At 67.6% G+C, this 17,907-nt stretch carries 12 protein-coding genes; 5 read left to right on the top strand and 7 right to left on the bottom strand.

The window, feature by feature from the left end; all coding sequences use genetic code 11:
• Window positions 1-127: 127 nt before the first annotated feature.
• A complete protein-coding gene (locus AB4Y92_RS10225; RefSeq protein ID WP_441819531.1) occupies window positions 128-1,678 on the bottom strand; it encodes a M4 family metallopeptidase in 1,551 nt (516 codons plus the stop codon).
• An 803-nt stretch (window positions 1,679-2,481) separates the two neighbouring features.
• Here AB4Y92_RS10225 and AB4Y92_RS10220 point away from each other — a divergent pair.
• From AB4Y92_RS10220 to pbpC, 3 genes are all read left to right on the top strand, one after another.
• Window positions 2,482-7,461, top strand: coding sequence for an alpha-2-macroglobulin family protein (locus AB4Y92_RS10220; protein WP_441819530.1), 4,980 nt, complete (start codon window positions 2,482-2,484; stop codon window positions 7,459-7,461).
• Window positions 7,458-8,510: a hypothetical protein gene (locus tag AB4Y92_RS10215; protein WP_441819529.1), complete on the top strand. Its 1,053-nt coding sequence runs from the start codon at window positions 7,458-7,460 to the stop codon at window positions 8,508-8,510. The genes AB4Y92_RS10220 and AB4Y92_RS10215 overlap by 4 nt, the downstream gene beginning before the upstream one ends.
• Window positions 8,511-8,676: 166 nt before the next feature.
• Window positions 8,677-11,010 (top strand): penicillin-binding protein 1C, encoded by a 2,334-nt coding sequence (gene pbpC / locus AB4Y92_RS10210; protein ID WP_441819546.1) that lies wholly within the window; start codon window positions 8,677-8,679, stop codon window positions 11,008-11,010.
• Between the two features lie 21 nt (window positions 11,011-11,031).
• On the opposite strand, the gene AB4Y92_RS10205 is transcribed toward pbpC, so the two are convergent.
• Window positions 11,032-11,661, bottom strand: coding sequence for a hypothetical protein (locus tag AB4Y92_RS10205; protein ID WP_441819528.1), 630 nt, complete (start codon window positions 11,659-11,661; stop codon window positions 11,032-11,034).
• A 265-nt stretch (window positions 11,662-11,926) separates the two neighbouring features.
• Here AB4Y92_RS10205 and AB4Y92_RS10200 point away from each other — a divergent pair, with 265 nt between their 5' ends.
• Complete coding sequence (locus tag AB4Y92_RS10200) at window positions 11,927-12,985, top strand: adenosine deaminase (RefSeq protein WP_441819527.1); 1,059 nt, start codon at window positions 11,927-11,929, stop codon at window positions 12,983-12,985.
• Between the two features lie 15 nt (window positions 12,986-13,000).
• Here the strand turns inward: AB4Y92_RS10200 and AB4Y92_RS10195 are convergent, their stop codons facing one another.
• From AB4Y92_RS10195 to AB4Y92_RS10185, 3 genes are all read right to left on the bottom strand, one after another.
• Entirely contained in the window at window positions 13,001-13,726 is a 726-nt protein-coding gene (locus AB4Y92_RS10195) for a hypothetical protein (protein WP_441819526.1), read from the bottom strand.
• Window positions 13,727-14,045: 319 nt separating this feature from the next.
• Entirely contained in the window at window positions 14,046-14,633 is a 588-nt protein-coding gene (locus AB4Y92_RS10190) for a ferritin-like domain-containing protein (RefSeq protein WP_441819525.1), read from the bottom strand.
• Between the two features lie 107 nt (window positions 14,634-14,740).
• Window positions 14,741-15,217 carry a peroxiredoxin gene (locus tag AB4Y92_RS10185; protein ID WP_441819524.1) on the bottom strand — a complete coding sequence of 159 codons (477 nt, stop codon included), beginning with the start codon at window positions 15,215-15,217 and terminating at the stop codon, window positions 14,741-14,743.
• A gap of 167 nt (window positions 15,218-15,384) precedes the next feature.
• Between AB4Y92_RS10185 and AB4Y92_RS10180 the strand changes: the two genes are divergently transcribed.
• The gene (locus AB4Y92_RS10180) at window positions 15,385-16,293 is read left to right on the top strand and encodes a DnaJ C-terminal domain-containing protein (protein ID WP_441819523.1); all 909 of its coding nucleotides are present in this window, start codon (window positions 15,385-15,387) and stop codon (window positions 16,291-16,293) included.
• A 64-nt stretch (window positions 16,294-16,357) separates the two neighbouring features.
• Here AB4Y92_RS10180 and AB4Y92_RS10175 read toward each other — a convergent pair whose 3' ends face one another.
• The gene (locus tag AB4Y92_RS10175; protein WP_215059996.1) at window positions 16,358-16,729 is read right to left on the bottom strand and encodes a response regulator; all 372 of its coding nucleotides are present in this window, start codon (window positions 16,727-16,729) and stop codon (window positions 16,358-16,360) included.
• Between the two features lie 60 nt (window positions 16,730-16,789).
• Window positions 16,790-17,782, bottom strand: coding sequence for a YhdH/YhfP family quinone oxidoreductase (locus AB4Y92_RS10170; RefSeq protein ID WP_441819522.1), 993 nt, complete (start codon window positions 17,780-17,782; stop codon window positions 16,790-16,792).
• Window positions 17,783-17,907: the final 125 nt, after the last annotated feature.

The following is a 17,907-nucleotide window of genomic DNA, read 5'->3' as shown; positions in this document are numbered from 1 at the left end:
GATTGCCGCGCCGGCAAAAGAAAACCCCGGCCGAGGCCGGGGTTTTCGTTGTTGCCGTCGCGATCGCAAGCCGCGACGGCGCACGCCGGGAGGTCGGCATGAGCGCCGCGGCAAGAGCCGCGCGTTCTTATTGCGCGTTCACGCCGACCTGCGAAAACGCGTTGACCACATCGGCGGTGCTGTAGCCCAGATCGGCCGCGGCCTGGCGCACGCCGACGCCGCCCTGGTTGAAGTTGGTGCTCGGCGTCCAGTAGTCCTTGTTGGCCTTGGCGAAAGCCTTGAACGCCTTGACCGTGCCCCAGTTCGGCTTGTTGGCCAGGATGTAGAAGGCCTTGTTGAACACGCCCGAAGAGTAGTGCACGTCCAGGCCGTTGGTGTAGTTGCTGGCGTGGCCGATGGAGCGGCCGTCGCGGGTCGGATCGTCGAAGTAGCGCAGCGCGCGGCCGGAGGCCTTGAAGATGTCCGCGCCGACCAGGAAGTCGTTGCGGCCGCGCGAGAAGAACTCGGCCGCCTCGCCGGCGATGTCGGAGAACGATTCGTTGATGCCGCCGGACTGGCCGGAGTAGATCAGGCCCGACTGCTGCTCGGTGAAGCCGTGCGAAGCTTCGTGGCCGACCACGTCGAGCGAGACCAGCGGATAGAAGGTGGTGCGGCCGTCGCCGAAGGTCAGCGCGCGGCCGTCCCAGAACGCGTTTTCGTAGTTGGTGCTGTAGTGCACGCGCAGGCTCAGCTGAAAGGTCAGCGGCGAGAGGCCCAGATAGGCCTGGTAGGTGTCGAACACGACCTTGCCGAAGTAATGCGCGTCGTTGAGCGGCGAGTAGGCGCCGTTGATGGTCTTGACCGTGTTGCGCGGGCCGGCGTACGAGTACGCGGTCGAGCCGCTGGTGCCGCCGTTGAGGTTCACCGTCTTCACGTTGGCGGTGTTGAAGGTGTAGGTGCTGCCGCTGCGGGTGACATCGAGGAAGGGACGGCCGCCGCTGCCGTATTCGTACTGGCCGATCTTCTGATTGCCGCCGGGGCCGGTGCCGACCAGTTCGTGGGTGAGTCCTTCCCACTGCTTGAGCACCTGGCCGCTGCGCGCGTCGATGATCGCGAACGGCCGGGTCGGTTCGCCGCCCTTGGGGGCGTCGGCGAAGTAATCGACCGCGTAGGCCAGATGGGCGCGGTCGGCATCGTCGAGGTAGATCACCTTGCGGCTGTTCTCGTTGCTGACGCGGAGCGTGGCCGCGCGCTTGCCGAGCGCGGCGCCCTTGGCCAGGCTCAGGGCCTGCGCGCTGCTGAGCTTGGCGTCGAGGGTCGGCAGGTCCGCGGCCAGGCCGGCGACCGAGCGGCCGAACAGGGCGCGCACGTTGCCCTGGGCGTCTTCGCGCACGACTACGTGCTCGCCGAACACCGGCACGCCGCGGAAGCTTTGTTGGTAGCGATAGTTGTGCGAGCCGTCGGCGTCCTGGCTGCTCTTGAGTTGGCTCAGGGCCGAGTCGGCGTCCAGCGCGATCAGTTCGGCGTGGCGCACGTTGGCCTTGGCGGCGACCCCGGACTTGGCGGTGGCGGCCTTGAATTGCTGGTCGAGTTTGGCGACGTCCACGCTGTGCAGATCCACGCGTTGGGCCGCTCCGGCGGCTCCGGCGGCGAGGACCAGGGAAACAGCGAAGCTCAGTACCGATACGTTGCGGTTCATCGTTAATACCCCGAAGTGAGTGATTAAATGACGGCCGCGTTATTCGCGGCCGGTTCGCGATGTTTCGTATCCGCGTCCGATTGGGAGAGGGATTTGCGCGGATGCCGCGCGGCAAGGCCGTTCGACGGAATCGACGCTAGGGATCGGCCGGAAGATCGGTCAAATCGGACGGCGGCGATCACATGGAGCCGTCGGCGGTGATTTTCCCGGCGGAGGAGGGGATTGGGCTGAAAGCCTTGCGCCGCTTGGGCTTGGCTATTTTCCCTGTTTACGCACCGAATAATATCTTTGGTAATAATGTTTCAACGCTAATGTTGCAGTGCAGCATAAATAATAAGGGCCGGCAGGTCGATTTTTAAGCAGCGGCGGCCAGATAATGTGATCGCGATTGAATTTCGCGGCCAGGCCGCGAGCCTGGCACCGCCGCCGCAATTACTTCGGCGAGTCGAAATTCACTGTCGATGGGATTAGTCAATGCCACGCCGTGACAGCCGTCGCCGCGAATATGCGACCAGCCGTAGCACTCTCGGTCACGCAGGTCCGCCCATAACTTTTAGTAATGCCCGGGGTATATGGCCGAAATTTGTGCGCCGGCACAAAACGCGGATCGAACCACGGCGCGACATGTCCGCGATGAGCCCGCGAGCGCATCGCCGTAACGCGCACTCAAGCTGGCGATACGCAACCCCGCGCCGACCTCGCCGATCGCGCACCGCCGGCCGCCGCGACACAGCTCGCTGCGCGATTACCGCCTGCATGCGCTCGTTCTATACTCAGTCGCAGTTTCCTGAGAGATACGCATGATGCGCGCTAAGCCCCTGGATGGACTCGCGGATAAAACCGCTCTCTCGAACCTCTCCGCGCCGCGCGCCGGCGCTTGGGCGCGCACCGCGGCGGCGCTGCTGATCGCCGCGACCGCGCTGGTCGCCGGTTGCAAGCGCGACACCACCGGCCAGCTGCCCACGGTCAGCGGCGAAGCGATCCAGGCCAAGCGCGAAGCGGTCAAGGGCTTCGCCCTGGTCGCCGCCTATCCGGACCAGAAGCGCGGCGACGAACTGGCGATCGCGCTGGAATTCAGCCAGCCGCTGGTGGGCACGCAAAGCTTCGACGAACTGCTGGCGGTGACCGACAAGAACGGCGCGGCCGTGCAGGGCGGCTGGGTGCTGGACGACGGCGGCAAGATCCTGCGCTTCCCGCACGTGGAAGCGAGCAAGGACTACACCGTCACGATCAAGGCCGGCCTGACCGCCGCCGCCGGCGACCGCATCGGCCAGCCGATCAGCAAGCAGGTCTACACCGGCCCGCTGGACCCGGTGGTCGGTTTCGCCTCGCAGGGCAGCGTGCTGCCGGCGCGCGACAGCCGCGGCCTGCCGGTGGTGTCGATCAACGTGCCGGAGGTCGATGTCGAATTCCTGCGGGTCAAGGAAAAGGAACTGCCGAAGTTCTTCTCCGAATACCAGCGCGGCGGCCGCAAGGGCAGCTGGGAACTGGAGCGCGACTGGGACGACAAGAAGCCGCTGTCCAAGCTGGCCGAACCGGTCTACGTCAATCGCTTCGTGCTGGGCGGCAAGCCCAACGAGCGCGTGCTGACCTATCTGCCGCTGCAGGACATCAAGGAACTGCAGGAACCGGGCCTGTACTTCGCGGTGATGAAGCGCGCCGGCCAGTTCAAGGACGAGTTCGAGACCGCTTTCTTCACCGTCAGCGACCTGGGCCTGCATGCGCGCGCCTACAAGGACAAGCTGTTCGTGCACGTGGCCTCGCTGGAGAAAGGCGGCGCGGTCGGCGGCGTGACGTTGAAAGTGATCGACGCGCAAGGCGAGCCGGTGCTCAAGGGCGAGACCGACGGCAACGGCAACGCCATGCTCGGCTACAAGCTCGACGCCGGCCATGTGCTGATCGCGAGCAAGGGCAGCGACGTGTCGATGCTGCCGTTCAACCAGCCGGCGCTGGATCTGTCCGAATTCGCCGTCGCCGGCCGCGAGCAGGCCTGGTTCGACGTGTTCGCCTGGTCCGGCCGCGATCTGTACCGTCCCGGCGAGACCGTGCGCCTGTCGGCGCTGCTGCGCGATCAGGACGGCAAGCCGATCGACGCCAAGGGCAAGGCCCTGCAGCCGGTGTTCCTGCGCTACGTGCAGCCCGACGGCAAGACCTTCCTGGAAACGCGCCTGCAGCCCGATGCGCAGGGCTATGTGCGCCATTCGCAGCTGATTCCCGCCGATGCCGCCACCGGCCGCTGGCGCGTTGAATTCCGCACCGATCCGAGCAGCAAGGAAGCGGTGCAGGGCATGACCCTTCGCATCGAGGAATTCCTGCCCGAGCGGCTGAAGATGGACCTGAGCGCGCAGCCGGTGCTCAAGCCCGGCCAGCCGTTCAAGCTCGGCGTGGACGCGGCCTATCTGTATGGCGCGCCGGCCGCGGGCAATCGCTTTACCGCGAAGATGACCGTCGCGGTCGAGCAGCATCCGCTGGAACAACTGCCGGGTTATTTCTTCGGCGATCCGACCCTGACTTTGCCGAAAGAAGCCAAGGACGTGATCGACACGACCCTGGACGAGCAAGGCAAGCTGACCCAGGACATCGCCCTGCCGGACGAAGCCAAGCCGGTCAGCACCATCGCCGCCATCGTCACCGGCAGCGTGTACGAAACCGGCGGCCGCAGCGTCAACCGCAGCGTCAAGCGGGTGTTGTGGCCGGCCGATGCGCTGGTCGGCGTGCGGCCCTTGTTCGACGACAAGGATGGCACCGACAGCAACGGCAACGCCGGCTTCGAGATCACCCGCGTCGGCAGCGACGGCAAGACGCGTCCGGCCACGGGCCTGCGCGTGACCCTGGTGCGCGAGCATCGCGACTACCACTGGAACTACGCCGACGACGGCGGCTGGGATTACGACTTCACCCGCCGCTATCAGGACGTGGAAGTGCGCAACGTCGATGTCGGCGCCTCGGTGGCCAAGCTCAGCTTCCCGGTGGAGTGGGGCGAATACCGCCTGGACGTGTTCGATCCGGCGACCAAGCTCACCACCCGTTATCCGTTCCGCGCCGGCTGGAGCTGGGACGATCAGAACCGCGGCCTGGACGCGCGCCCGGACAAGGTCAAGCTGGCGCTGGACAAGACCTCGTACAAGGCCGGCGACACGCTGGAAGTCGCGATCACCCCGCCGCACGAAGGCCCCGGCCTGCTGATGGTGGAAGCCGACCGCATGCTCTACGTGCAGGCGATCGAAGCCAAGGCCGGCAGCAAGTTCAAGATTCCGGTCACCGCCGATTGGGAGCGTCACGACATCTATGTCACCGCGCTGGTGTTCCGCGGCGGCAGTGCGCCGAGCAAGATCACCCCGGCGCGCGCGGTCGGCGTGGTGCACGTGCCGATGGACCGGCGCGATCGCAAGATCGCCGTCGGCCTCAACGTGCCCAAGCTGATGAAGCCCGAGCAGGATCTGCCGGTGATCGTCAGCGCGCCGCAACTGGCCGGCAAGGACGCCTACGTCACCGTGTCCGCGGTCGATGTCGGCATCCTCAACATCACCCGCTTCCCGGTGCCGGACGCGGCCGCGCATTTCTTCGCGCAGCGCCGCCTGGGCGTGGACGCTTACGACGTGTACGGGCGGGTGATCGAAAGCTACGAAGGCGACACCGCCAAGATCCGCTTCGGCGGCGACATGGCGCTGGAGGCGTTGCCGCAGGCGCGGCGTCCGACCGCGCGGGTGCAGACCGTGGACCTGTTCGCGGGGCCGGTGAAGCTCGACGCGCAGGGCATCGCCCGGATCAAGCTGGCCGTGCCCGACTTCAACGGCACCGTGCGGGTGTCGGCCCTGGTCTACTCCGGCGGCAGTTACGGCAACAAGGATGCCGAGACCGTGGTGCGCGCGCCGGTGTTGGCCGAAGCCAGCACGCCGCGCGTGCTGGCGCCGGGCGACAAGAGCAACGTCACCCTCGACGTGCAGAACTTCACCGGCAAGCCGGGCGAGTTCGCGGTCAAGGTCGAAGGCATCGGCCCGCTGTCGCTCAGCGACGGCGAGCACAAGCTCAGCCTGGGCGTGGAAGCCAAGAAGACCCTGACGTTCCCGGTCGTTGCGCGCGAGGGCTACACCACCGCGCAAGTGCGGGTGCGGGTGGACGGCAACGGCTACAAGGTCGACCGCCGCTACGACCTGCCGGTGCGTCCGGCCTGGCCGTCGGTGCTGCGTTCGCGCACCCGCGTGCTCGATGAGATCGGCGCGATCCAGCTCGGCACCGATTTCGCCGACGGCCTGATGCCCGATTCGGTCAACGCGCGCATGGTGGTCAGCGCGCTGCCGCCGATTCCCTTCGCCAGCGCCTTGCAGGGCGCGCTGGAGTATCCCTACGGCTGCGCCGAGCAGACCACCAGCAAGGGTTATGCCGCGCTGGAACTGGACGATGCCACGGCGAAGATGCTCGGGGTCAAGGGCATCGACGCCAAACAGCGGCGCGCGCGCATGGAAGGCGCGTTCGGGCGTCTGGCGGCGATGCAGATCGCCTCGGGCCATTTCTCGATGTGGGGCGACGGCGATACCGTCAATCCGGCGCTGACGCCGTATGTGGTCGAGTTCCTGCTCGATGCGCGCGACGGCGGCTTCGCCGTGCCCGAGGCGATGCTGCAAAAAGCGCTGAAGGTGCTCAGCGAGGATCTGCTCTCCGGCAATGCCTCGTTCTACGGCTACGACCGGCGCGAGCATCTGAAGTTCGCCTATCAGGCCCACGCCGGTTACGTGCTGGCCCGCGTCAACCGCGCGCCGCTGGGAACGCTGCGCGCGTTGTACGACAACGATCGCAAGCAGAGTCTGACCGGTCTGCCGTTGGTGCACCTGGGCCTGGCGCTGTCGCTGCAGGGCGACAAGGCGCGCGGCGGCAAGGCGATCAAGGAAGGCTTCGCGCGCGATCCGGCCCAGCGTCCGCCGTATCTGGGCGATTACGGCAGCCGCCTGCGCGACGACGCGCTGATGATCGCGCTGGTGCACGAGCACAAGCTGTCGCAGCCCGAATACGACGCGCGCACGGTGTCGATGGGCCGCGACCTGGATGCGCGCCGCAACAGCGGCTGGCTGTATCTGAGTACGCAGGAACAGGTCGCGCTGGCGCGCCTGGGCAAGGCCTTGATGGCCGAGCAGGGCAAGCAGATCTCCGGCCGCTGGACCGTGGCCGGCGCCTCCACCGACGCCGATCCGGCCAAGCTGATCGGCCGCGTGTTCGATTACGCCACGCTCGCCTCCGGCGTGAGCTTCGCGCCCAGCGGCCAGCCGCCGCTGTACGCCAGCTTCGAAGTCGCCGGCGTGCCGCGCACCGCGCCGGCCGCCGACGATTCGCAGATCGAGGTCGCGCGCAAGTACTACACCACCGAGGGCAAGGACTGGAGCGGCGGCAGTCTGGTCGAGGGCGAGGCGTTGATCGTGCAGGTGAAGATCAAGGCCCACAGCGCCATGCCCGATGCGCTGCTCACCGATCTGTTGCCGGCCGGCCTTGAGATCGAGAACTTCAATCTCGGCGACGGCAAACAATGGGCCGGCGTGGTGGTGGACGGGATCGAAGTCTCCGAGCGCTCCAGCGCCGCCGAGGTCAAGCACGAAGAGTTCCGCGACGATCGCTACATCGCCGCGCTGAAGCTCGACGCCAACCAGACCGCGCGCGTGTTCTACCTGGTGCGCGCGGTGACGCCGGGTACTTACACGGTGCCGCCGTCGCTGGTCGAGGACATGTACCGTCCCGAGCTGCGCGGCGTCGGCAAAGCCAGCCCGGCCAGCTTGTCGGTGCGCCAGCCGTGAGTCCGGCGTTCCAGGCGGGAAGCTTCGCGCTTCCCGCCGCGCGCGCCGCGTCGCTGGCGGCGTTGCTGGCGCTGGCGGGTTGCGGCGGCGATGGCGGCAAAGGCGGCGCGGTCGAACCGGCGGCGCCGGTTAAAACCGCCGATGCCTCCGCCAGTCCGGCCACGGACCCGGCCTTGAACTGGGGCGGCACCTCGCCGCACGACACCCCGCCGCTGGCCCCGCTGATCGAGCAGGCCGACGCGATCGTGCGCAAGACCGATCCCGGATTCGACCGCTTCTACGTGGACCATTTCGTCGGCGATCTCGACCGCGACGGCCGCAACGATGTGGTGATCGAATACGGCATCGGCGAGGAAGGCGCGATGCGCCACGTCGCCAAGCGCGTGCGCCTGTTGCTGGCGCGCAAGGACGGCCTGCAGTTGCAGCCGGACCAGACCGACCTGTTCGCCGACTGCCCGCAGGTGCGCGGAATCCGCGACGGCCGCCTGTGGGTCGACGGCCTGGAGGCGTGCATGCTGCCGTTTCCCAAGACGCTGGGTTACTACGCCTTCGAATGGGACGGCAAGGCGCTGCGCCGGGTCGTCGAACAATCGCCGGAGGAGCGGGTGATCGCGCAATTGCAGGCCATGCGCGAGGCCTTGCAGGCCGGCCGCGACAGCGATCTCGCCGCACATCTGCGCCCGGCCCCCGCGGCCGCGGACAAGAACGCCGCCGAACCCGAAGCCGTGTTCGCCGACGCGCAGCGGCGCCGCGCCTTCATCGATACCGTCGGCATGCTCAGCCACGTGCAGCTGAGCCGGATAGACGAGCACCGGCGCTTCGCCTCGGTCACCCCGCGCGCCGCCGCCGCGCCGGGCGAACGCGCCTTGCAGATCGATCTGGCGCCCGACGGCGCCATGGCCGAAGTCGCCGGCGGCAGCTACGTGATCGATGCCACCGCCATGCTGCAGTGGCCCGAGAGCGGCGGAGTGGGCTATCACATGAACTTCCGTCTGATCGAAGGCGAGCTGTATCTGGCCGATCACGAAGAACACGACATGGGCGAGTGAGCGCGGACGCCGCGGCCGCGATGTCCGCGCCGGCCGGCCGCGTACCCTGCGCGCAAGCGCTTCACCTTCGTTGCCTTGACCTCATCGCCAGCCGCTCTTGTCCACATCGCCCGCCGCCACCGAATCCCCTCGCGCCGCCGCACGCGGCCGCGCGCGCCGGTTCGCGCTGAAAACCCTGCTGGCGCTGTTGTCGCTGACGATCGCGGCGATGCTGCTGGACCTGGCGTTCCCGCTGCCCCTGCCGAAACCGCGCGATGCCGGCGCGGTGGTGGTCGCGCGCGACGGCACGCCGCTGCGCGCCTTCGCCGACCGCGACGGCGTGTGGCGTTATCCGGTGAGCGCCGAGCAGGTCTCGCCGCTGTACCTGCAGGCGCTGTTGAACTACGAAGACCGCTGGTTCTGGAAGCACCCGGGCATCAACCCGGTGGCGATGCTGCGCGCGGCCGGGCAGTGGCTGCGCAGCGGGCGGGTGGTGTCGGGCGGATCGACGTTGACCATGCAGGTCGCGCGCATTCTCGATGCCGAGCCCGGCGAACATCGTCGCAGCCTGTGGGCCAAGAGCCGGCAGATGCTGCGTGCGCTGCAACTGGAAACGCATCTGTCGAAGGCGCAGATTCTCGCCCTGTATCTCAACCGCGCGCCGTTCGGCGGCACGGTCGAAGGCGTGGAGGCGGCCAGTTGGGCCTATCTGGGCAAGCCGTCCTCGCGCCTGTCGCACGCCGAGGCCGCGTTGTTGACGGTGCTGCCGCAATCGCCGAGCCGTCTGCGCCCGGATCGCGAACCCGAGCGCGCGCGCATCGCCCGCGATAAGGTGCTCGCGCGCATGGCCGCGCTGGGCGTGTGGTCGCGCGCGCAGGTCAATGACGCGCGGGTGGAGCCGGTGGTGGCGCGTTCGCTGCAGCCGCCGCGCTACGCGCCCTTGCTCGCGCAGCGGCTGCGTTTCGAAAATCCCGATGCGGCGCGGGTGGTGTCCACCATCGATCCGCAGTTGCAACGCACCCTGGAAGACCGGCTCAGCGCTTATTTCTCCACCTTGCCCGAGCGCACCTCGGCGGCGTTGCTGGTGGTCGACAACGCCAGCCTGGAAGCGCGTGCCTACGTCGGCTCGGTGACCTTCGGCGACGCGGCGCGATTGGGCCACGTCGATATGGTCCAGGCCTGGCGCTCGCCCGGTTCGACCTTGAAGCCGTTTCTGTACGGGCTGGCGATCGACGACGGGCTGATCCATTCCGAGAGTCTGTTCGTCGATGCGCCGCAATCGTTTCACGGCTACCGGCCGGGCAACTTCGATGCCGCTTTCAACGGGCCGGTGGGCGCGGCCACGGCGCTGCGCTTGTCGCTCAACGTACCGGCGGTGGATCTGCTCGACCGGGTCGGGCCGGCGCGGTTCTCCGCGCGCCTGGCCCACGCCGGCATCGACCTGCAATGGCCGCGCGGGGCGCAGCCGAATCTGGCGATGATTCTCGGCGGCACCGGTGCGCGCCTGGAGGATCTGGTCGGTGCGTACTCGGCGTTCAATCGCGGCGGCATCGCCGGGCGCGTGCGTTATCAACTGGGCTCGCAGAAAACAGAACGGCGGTTGCTGTCGCCGGGCGCGGCATGGATCGTGCGAGAAATCCTGGAAGCCAATCCGCGCCCCGGCAGCGTCGAACAAACCTTCGATTCCGCCGCGCGCCCGCGCGTGGCCTGGAAGACCGGCACCAGTTACGGCTTCCGCGACGCCTGGGCGTTGGGCAGCACGCGGCGTTATACGGTCGGTGTGTGGGTCGGACGGCCCGACGGCACGCCGCTGCCCGGCCAGTACGGCGCGGTCACCGCGTTGCCGCTGTTGTTCGAAGTGATCGACAGCCTGCCGCGTTTGCGCGGCGACTCCGTGCCGCGGCCGCCGCCGGCCAACGTGCGCCAGATCGAGGTGTGCTGGCCGCTGGGCGTGGCGCCGGACCCGCAGGCGCCGCAGCTGTGCCATCGCCGCTTGCAGGCGTGGACGCTGGACGGTTCGGTGCCGCCGACCCTGGCCGAGCGCGATGCGCGGTTGTGGAATGCGGGCGTGGAGCGTTATGAGGTCGATGCGCGCAGTGGTTTGCGGTTGTCGGGGGAGTGCGCGAAGCCGCACGAGCGCAAGTCGCTTGAGCTGGCGCGTTGGCCTGCCTTGGCGTCGCCTTGGTTGGCCGCCGACACGCGCAAGGCCTCGCGATTGCCGCCGCTGTCGCCGGACTGCATCGACGACGGCCGCGACGCGGTCGAAGAACTGCGGATCGAAGGCATCGACGATCTGGCCACGCTCGCCCGCGCTCCGGGCAGCGCGACGCCGCTGCGTTTGTCGGTGCGCGCGCTCGGCAGCGATGCGCGCGTGCGCTGGTTGCTCGACGGGCGCTTGATCGGCGAATCGCAGGGCCGCTCGCGCCTGGATCACGATTTCGGCGAAGCCGGCGAGCACAGCCTGACCGCGCTGGCCGATACCGGCGCGTGGTCGCGGGTGCGGTTCAAGGTCTTGCGTTAGGCGAACGACGGCGGCGCAGATTCAACGGCGCTTGCGTCGCTCGCTCAGCGAAACCACTTTCTCGTGCGTGTTTTTCTTCGCCTCGGCGGCTGGCGGCTGCTTGATCGCGGGCGCCTTGGACGGCGCGCGCAGCGACGCGCGGATGCGTTGCAGCCCCCACGGCAGCACGCCCCAGGCCGTGTGTCCGTCGAACGGCGCGATCGGCAGCAGATTGACCACGATGTTCAACAGGTTCAGCGGGCCCCACACCAGCACGATCGCGGCCAGGGTCGGACCGAACGGGCCGCCCGGATTCGGCGCCAGGATCGACAAGGCCACGGCCACCGCGAACAACAGCGCCTGCGCGGCGACGCCGCCCCAGGCCACGGCGATGTCCTGGCCGCGCGTGCGTCCGGCCTGGTAGCGACACCAGCCGTGCAGCGGGAACACCAGCAGTTCGTGCACGCGCAGGCGGTTGAGCCGGGCGATGCAGGCGTGGCCGATTTCGTGAGCCAGGATCAGCGACAGATACGCGGCGAAGCTGGCGCTCAGCACGAGCGGATCGCGACTGAACAACAACGCCAGCAGGACGATCAGCAGCACCGTCCAATGCACCAACACCGGCGCGCCGAACAGGCGGAACAAGGTCAGTTCGCTGCGACGTTGGGCCATGGGAGTTCGCGAAGCCGATACGCCGAGGGATGAGCGGGCATGGTAGCGCAAGGTGTCCGATCCGGCCGCGCGCCGCCGTCGGTGCGTTGCGCGCGGGGCAGGGCGGCTGCATCCGCATCGGCGCGGTGGTATACATCGCGGGTAACGGCCGCCCGGCATCAACGCGCGGCCCGCGGCAATGAGGCGCGAGGCAGCGGTCTTGCGACGTCGACCAGATTTCCCACCGGATCGGTTCGTACCGATCCTGGCAGGCACAGGAGTTCCAATGACTCAGGACACCCCCACCCCGGCGGCATTCGCCCATATCGATGCGCAGCGCTTGCCCGAGCTGCTGCGGGCCATGCCCAAGGCCGAACTGCACATGCACATCGAAGGCTCGCTGGAGCCGGAGCTGATCTTCGCCCTGGCCAGGCGCAACGGCGTCAGCGTGCCCTATGCCGATGTCGAGGCGCTGCGCGAGGCCTACGCCTTCACCAATCTGCAAAGTTTCCTCGACATCTACTACGCCGGCGCCAGCGTGCTGCTCACCGAGCAGGATTTCTACGACATGGCCTGGGCCTATCTGCAGCGCGCCGCGGCCGACAACGTCGTCCATACCGAGATGTTCTTCGACCCGCAGACGCACACCGCGCGCGGGGTGGCGATGGAGACCGTCATCAACGGCCTGCATCGCGCCTGTGTGGATGCGCGCGCTCAGTTGGGCGTGAGCGCGTTGTTGATCCTGTGTTTCCTGCGCCATCTGAGCGAGCGCGAAGCCTTCGAGACCCTGGAACAGGCCTTGCCGCTGCGCGACAAGTTCATCGGCGTGGGCCTGGATTCGAGCGAGCTGGGCCATCCGCCGGAGAAATTCGCGCAGGTGTTCGCGCGCTGCCGCGAGCTGGGCCTGCGCCTGGTTGCGCACGCGGGCGAGGAGGGGCCGCCGGCGTATGTGTGGAGCGCGCTCGACGTGCTCAAGGTCGAACGCATCGATCACGGCGTGCAGAGCGTTAAAGACCCGGCGCTGATGAAGCGGCTCGCGCAGGACCGCATCCCGCTCACCGTGTGCCCGCTGTCGAATCTGAAACTGTGCGTGTTCGAGCAGCTGAGCCAGCACAATCTGGGCGCGCTGCTCGACGCCGGTCTGGTGGCGACGGTGAACTCGGACGATCCGGCCTACTTCGGCGGTTACGTCAATCAGAACTTCACCGAAACTTTCGCCGCCACCGGCCTGGGCGCGCGTCAGGCCTGGCAGCTCGCGGCCAACAGCTTCGAAGGCAGCTTCATTGACGCCTCGGCCAAGCGCGCGTACATGGATCGGCTCAATCAGGTGTTCGCGACGTTCTGAGCCGCCGCGGCGGCTTCAGCGCGCGGCGTGCGCGGCGATCACGTCGCCGATGGAGTCCGCCCCCGGCGCGTAATGCGCGCCGGCGTAACCGGCCAGCCCGGCCATCAGCGCGACGCCCAGAAACGGCAGCGCGGTGCGGCGCAGCACGGTGCTGAGCCAATGCCGCGATTCGATCTTGCGCAGCCGCCGGTACAGGCCGCCGGCCAGGGCGACATCGAGCAGCAGTTCGGCCATCAGGCCCGGCGCGATCCAGATCACCCAGCCCATCGCCAGCAGCGCGACGGCGGCGACGATCAGCGCGACCAGCACCCAGATCGCGTCGTCGAGCGCCTCGACCGGCGACCAGTCGCCGCCGGAGGAATTCGCGCCGCGGCTGGACATCGAGGAGGGTCGATCGAACCACGACGAGGCACCGCCGCCGCCGGATTGGCCGCCGCCGGATTGCCACTGCGGCGAATAACCGCCCGAGCTGTTCGAGCCGGAGCCGAAATCGGGCAGGTCGAAGTTGTCCCAGAAATCGCGGCCGTGCGTGCGCGCCCAAGTCCACAGCAGCACCATGAACGCCAGATAGGCTAAGCCGGCCGCGAGCGGGTAGCGCAGCCACATCGCCTGCAGTCCCGAGCTGAGCATCGAGTACGAGGCGAGGAACCCGATCGCGCCGGTCATCAGCACGATCAGACTCATCTGCAAGCGCGGCCAGTGCGCGCGCTCCAGATAAGCGCGCAAGCGGGAGACTTCCATGTGTCTGCTCATGCGATCGAGTCTGCCGCGATCACGGGCGCTTCGAACAGGGGGCGCTGCGGTGAGCGTTTATGGATTCGTCAGCGAATTGTTAACGGCGCGTTTGGCGGCGCATCCGGTTCTTGCGTTTTTTGCCCGTCATTCCCGCGAACGCGGGCTCTGCTATTTTGGCGGAGCCGAACATCCGGCGACTTCAAGCGTTCTCGCACGAAAGGCACTGGATTCCCGCGTTCGCGGGAATGACGAGCTGGAAGGACGACGCTATCGCGGCTGGAAGCCACGAGCGCAGACCCGCCGCGCTCGCGGCAGACGACAATGCTTACTTGCCGGTCCAGCCGTCGAGCATGTCGGCCAGTTCGTCGGCGTGTTCTTCTTCCTGCGCCAGGATGTCTTCCATCATGCGCTTGGTGGTGGTGTCCTTGTCGCCGATGTAGTTGATGATCTCGCGATAGCTGTCGATGGCGATGCGCTCGGCGACCAGGTCTTCCTTCACCATGTCGCGCAGGTCGTGGCCTTCCACGTACTCGGCGTGCGAGCGCTTGGACAAGACGTCGGGATTGAGGTCGGGTTCGCCGCCCAGTTGGACGATGCGCTCGGCGATGCGGTCGGCATGCGCCTGTTCTTCGTTGGCGTGTTCGAGGAATTCGGATTTGACCGCGTCGGCCATCAGGCCGCTGGCCATGAAGTAGTGGCGCTTGTAGCGCAGCACGCAGACGATTTCGGTGGCCAGGGCCTCGTTGAGCAGCTTGATCACCGCCTGGCGGTCCGCGGTGTAGCTGTCGGTGATCGCGCCGTCCTCGATGTGTTTGCGCGCGCGTGCGCGGATCGCGCTGATGTCGCTGACGAACGGCGAGGACTTCGGGGCGGGCTTGCGGCTTTCGATCTTGGTGACGGGCTTGGCGGACATGACGTCTCCTGGCGGTCGGGGGATGGGGCGGGGAACCTCGGCGATAAGCAGTGATGGGAACGCCGGCCGGGCGGAGCCCGGACGGCGTCGTGATGGTGCGGCGCGGGTCAGACCTGCTGCAGCATGTACTCGGCCGAGGACACGCGGTATTCGCCGGGCTCCTCGACATGCAGTTGCTTGACCACGCCGTCGTCGATGTACAGCGCGAAGCGCTTGGCGCGCGTGCCCATGCCGTAGGAGCTGGCGTCCAGCTCCAGGCCGAGCGCGCGGGTCAGATCGCCGTTGCCGTCGGCGAGCATCAGCATGCCCTCGGGAACGTGCTGGCTCTGCGCCCAGGCCTGCATCACGAACGGATCGTTGACGGCCAGACAGGCCACTTCGATGCCTTTGTCGCGGAACTGCTGGAAGTGCTCGACGAAACCGGGCAGGTGCTTCTCCGAACAGGTCGGGGTGAACGCGCCGGGGACGGCGAACAGCACCGCCTTGCGGCCGTCGAACAGCGAACGGGTGTCTACCGTCTCGATGCCGTTGGTGATGCGCTTGAGTGCGACTTCGGGAAGGCGTTCGCCGACCTGGATGCTCATGGGGTTCTCCTGATGTGGGGTGCAGTCTAGGCAGCCGGTTCTAAATACCGCGTCAACGTGACTTGAAATCGCGGTCGTAATCGCCATGCTGTGAGCTTAATCATGCGTCAAGGCGGCGTGAGCGGACAGCGCCGCTCCTGCGTTTGCGCGTTTGGAGCGATCGATCGATGCAGTTCAAGGACTATTACGAAACCCTGGGCCTTGAGCCCAGCGCGGGCGAGGCGGAGATCAAGACGGCGTATCGCCGTCTGGCCCGCAAGTACCATCCCGACGTCAGTAAAGAAGCGGGCGCGGAAGAGAAATTCAAGGCCGTCAACGAGGCCTACGAGGCTTTGCGCGATCCGCCCAAGCGCGCGGCCTACGATCAACTGCGCGCGCGCGGCTATCGCCCCGGCGACGAGGTGCAGCCGCCTCCGGGCGGTTTCGGCGGCGGCTACGGCGGCGGCAATGCCGATTTCGAGGAAATCTTCGCCGGCGGCGGCGCGGGCGGCGGTTTCAGCGACTTCTTCGAGAACCTGTTCGGCCGCGGCCGTTCCTCCAACGGCGGCGGCTTTGGCGGCAATCCGCGCAGCGCGCAGCCGCCGCGCGGCGATACCCGGGCCCGGCTGGCGGTGTCGCTGGAAACGGTGTTCGAAGGCGGCAGCGTGCGTATTTCGGTCAACAACAAGACCCTGGACGTGCGCGTGCCCAAGGGTATCCGCCCGGGCCAGCTGATCCGCCTGGCCGGCCAGGGCACGCACGGCGATCTGCTGCTGGAGATCGAATACGCCGCGCATCCGCAGTTCGAGGTCGATGGCCGCAACATCATCCACGTGCTGCCGCTGGCGCCGTGGGAAGCGGCGCTGGGCGCGACGATCAGCGTGCCGACCCTGGGTGGGCCGGTGGAGCTGAAGATTCCGGCCAACTCCGAAGCCGGGCGCAAGCTGCGCCTGCGTGGCCGCGGCCTGCCGGGCACGCCGGCCGGCGATCAGATCGTCGAGCTGGAAGTGCTGGCGCCGCGCGCGGAGACACCGGCGCAGCACGGGGCTTATGAGGCCATGCGCGAGGCCTTCGGCGAGGACTGGCGCCGGCCCTGAAACGCGAAATCCCGGCTCGCGCCGGGATCGGGATGAATGCGCGCGGCTGTGCCGCGACGCGTGTTCAGCCCAGCGAGGGCAGCAGCTGGCCGATGATCTCCGACAGGTCGGTCTCGCTGAACGGCTTGGTGATGTAAGCCTTCGCGCCCTGGCGCATGCCCCAGACGCGGTCGGTGTCCTGGTCCTTGGTGGTGACCAGGACGATCGGTATGTGCTTGGTCGTGGCCTCGCGGCAAATCGAGCGGGTGGCCTGGAAACCGTTGAGGTTCGGCATGACCACATCCATCAGGATCAGGTCGGGCAACTCCCGCTTGGCCGCTTCGACGCCGGCGGCGCCGTCTTCAGCGGTCAAGGCCTCATGCCCCAGTTTCTCGACGATGCGACGGATGCCCATCAACTGGGACGGCGAATCATCGACGATCAAAATACGCGCCATGTGTTTCCCCCAAGGATCTGCGGCCGATTGTAGCGACGCGCCGCGCGGCTGCAATGCCAACTAGATCACGACCAGGGTCCGGCCCAGCGAACCGCCGGCCAACATGGCCGGAAACACCTGCGCCAACTGTGCCAAACCGACCTCGCGGGTGCAGATCCGGTCCAGATGCGCGGGCTTCCATTGACTGCCCAGACGCTGCCAGATTTCGTCGCGGATCGCGCGCGCGGTGCCGGCCGAGGCGATCCCCAGCAGGGACACGCCGCGAATAATGAAAGGCATTACCGTGGTTTCCAGCGCATGCGTGGCGGCCAGACCGGCGGTGGCGACGTTGCCGTAGGGCGCGGTCTGCGCGAGCAGGCTGGCGAGCATCGGCCCGCCGACATTGTCCAGGCCGCCGCCGAAACGCGCCGATTCCATCGGCCGCTGCGTCTGCAGCGCGTCGCGGCCGAACACCTGATGAGCGCCGATGGATTTCAGATAATCGGTCTGCTCCGGCTTGCCGCTGATGGCGTGCACTTCGAAGCCTGCGCGGCTGAAGATGTCCAGCGCCAGCGATCCCACGCCGCCGGTGGCGCCGCTGACCGCCAGCGGCCCGTGTTCGGGCGTCTGCCGGTTGTCGAGCATGCGGTGCAGCGCCAGCGCGGCGGTGAAGCCGGCGGTGCCCAGCACCATGCTCTCGCGCAGGCTCAGCCCGGACGGCAGCGGCACCACCCACTGCGCCTGCAGCCGCGCGTACTGGCTGTAGCCGCCGTCGCGGGTCTCACTGAGGCCGCAGCCGGTGACCAGCACCGCGTCGCCTTCCTTGAACTTGCCGTCGCTGGAGGCGACCACGTGGCCGGCCACGTCGATGCCGCCGACCAGCGGGAATTTGCGCAGGATCTTGCCCTCGCCGGTGCCGGCCAGCGCGTCCTTGAAATTGACCGAGGAGTAGGCGGTCTTGATCACGACCTCGCCGGGGGCGAGATCGTCGATGCCGACCGCTTCGACGCCGGCGCGATAGCCGGCGTCGTCGTTATGAATGCGGAACGCGTTGAACGAGGCGGGAACGCTCATGGGACGGTCTCGTCGGACGAGTTGGGATCATAGCTGAGCGGCTGTGGATGCCGTTGGGTGGGGCTGCAATGCGGCGATCCGGGCAAAGTGGGGCGAAGGTGGATGCGTTGTTTTTGCTCGTCATT

Source organism: Lysobacter sp. TAB13 (assembly GCF_052113885.1).
GTDB lineage: Bacteria > Pseudomonadota > Gammaproteobacteria > Xanthomonadales > Xanthomonadaceae > Lysobacter > Lysobacter gummosus.
The sequence above is the reverse complement of the archived record's forward strand: the minus strand, read 5'-3'. Positions and strand labels throughout refer to the sequence as shown.

Excerpts from the sequence above, each read along its gene's own strand:
- AB4Y92_RS10225 (WP_441819531.1), bottom strand. The coding sequence starts at position 1,678 with ATGAACCGCAACGTATCGGTACTGAGCTTCGCTGTTTCCCTGGTCCTC.
- AB4Y92_RS10220 (WP_441819530.1), top strand. The coding sequence starts at position 2,482 with ATGCGCGCTAAGCCCCTGGATGGACTCGCGGATAAAACCGCTCTCTCG.
- AB4Y92_RS10205 (WP_441819528.1), bottom strand. The coding sequence starts at position 11,661 with ATGGCCCAACGTCGCAGCGAACTGACCTTGTTCCGCCTGTTCGGCGCG.
- AB4Y92_RS10200 (WP_441819527.1), top strand. The coding sequence starts at position 11,927 with ATGACTCAGGACACCCCCACCCCGGCGGCATTCGCCCATATCGATGCG.
- AB4Y92_RS10195 (WP_441819526.1), bottom strand. The coding sequence starts at position 13,726 with ATGGAAGTCTCCCGCTTGCGCGCTTATCTGGAGCGCGCGCACTGGCCG.
- AB4Y92_RS10190 (WP_441819525.1), bottom strand. The coding sequence starts at position 14,633 with ATGTCCGCCAAGCCCGTCACCAAGATCGAAAGCCGCAAGCCCGCCCCG.
- AB4Y92_RS10185 (WP_441819524.1), bottom strand. The coding sequence starts at position 15,217 with ATGAGCATCCAGGTCGGCGAACGCCTTCCCGAAGTCGCACTCAAGCGC.
- AB4Y92_RS10180 (WP_441819523.1), top strand. The coding sequence starts at position 15,385 with ATGCAGTTCAAGGACTATTACGAAACCCTGGGCCTTGAGCCCAGCGCG.
- AB4Y92_RS10175 (WP_215059996.1), bottom strand. The coding sequence starts at position 16,729 with ATGGCGCGTATTTTGATCGTCGATGATTCGCCGTCCCAGTTGATGGGC.
- AB4Y92_RS10170 (WP_441819522.1), bottom strand. The coding sequence starts at position 17,782 with ATGAGCGTTCCCGCCTCGTTCAACGCGTTCCGCATTCATAACGACGAC.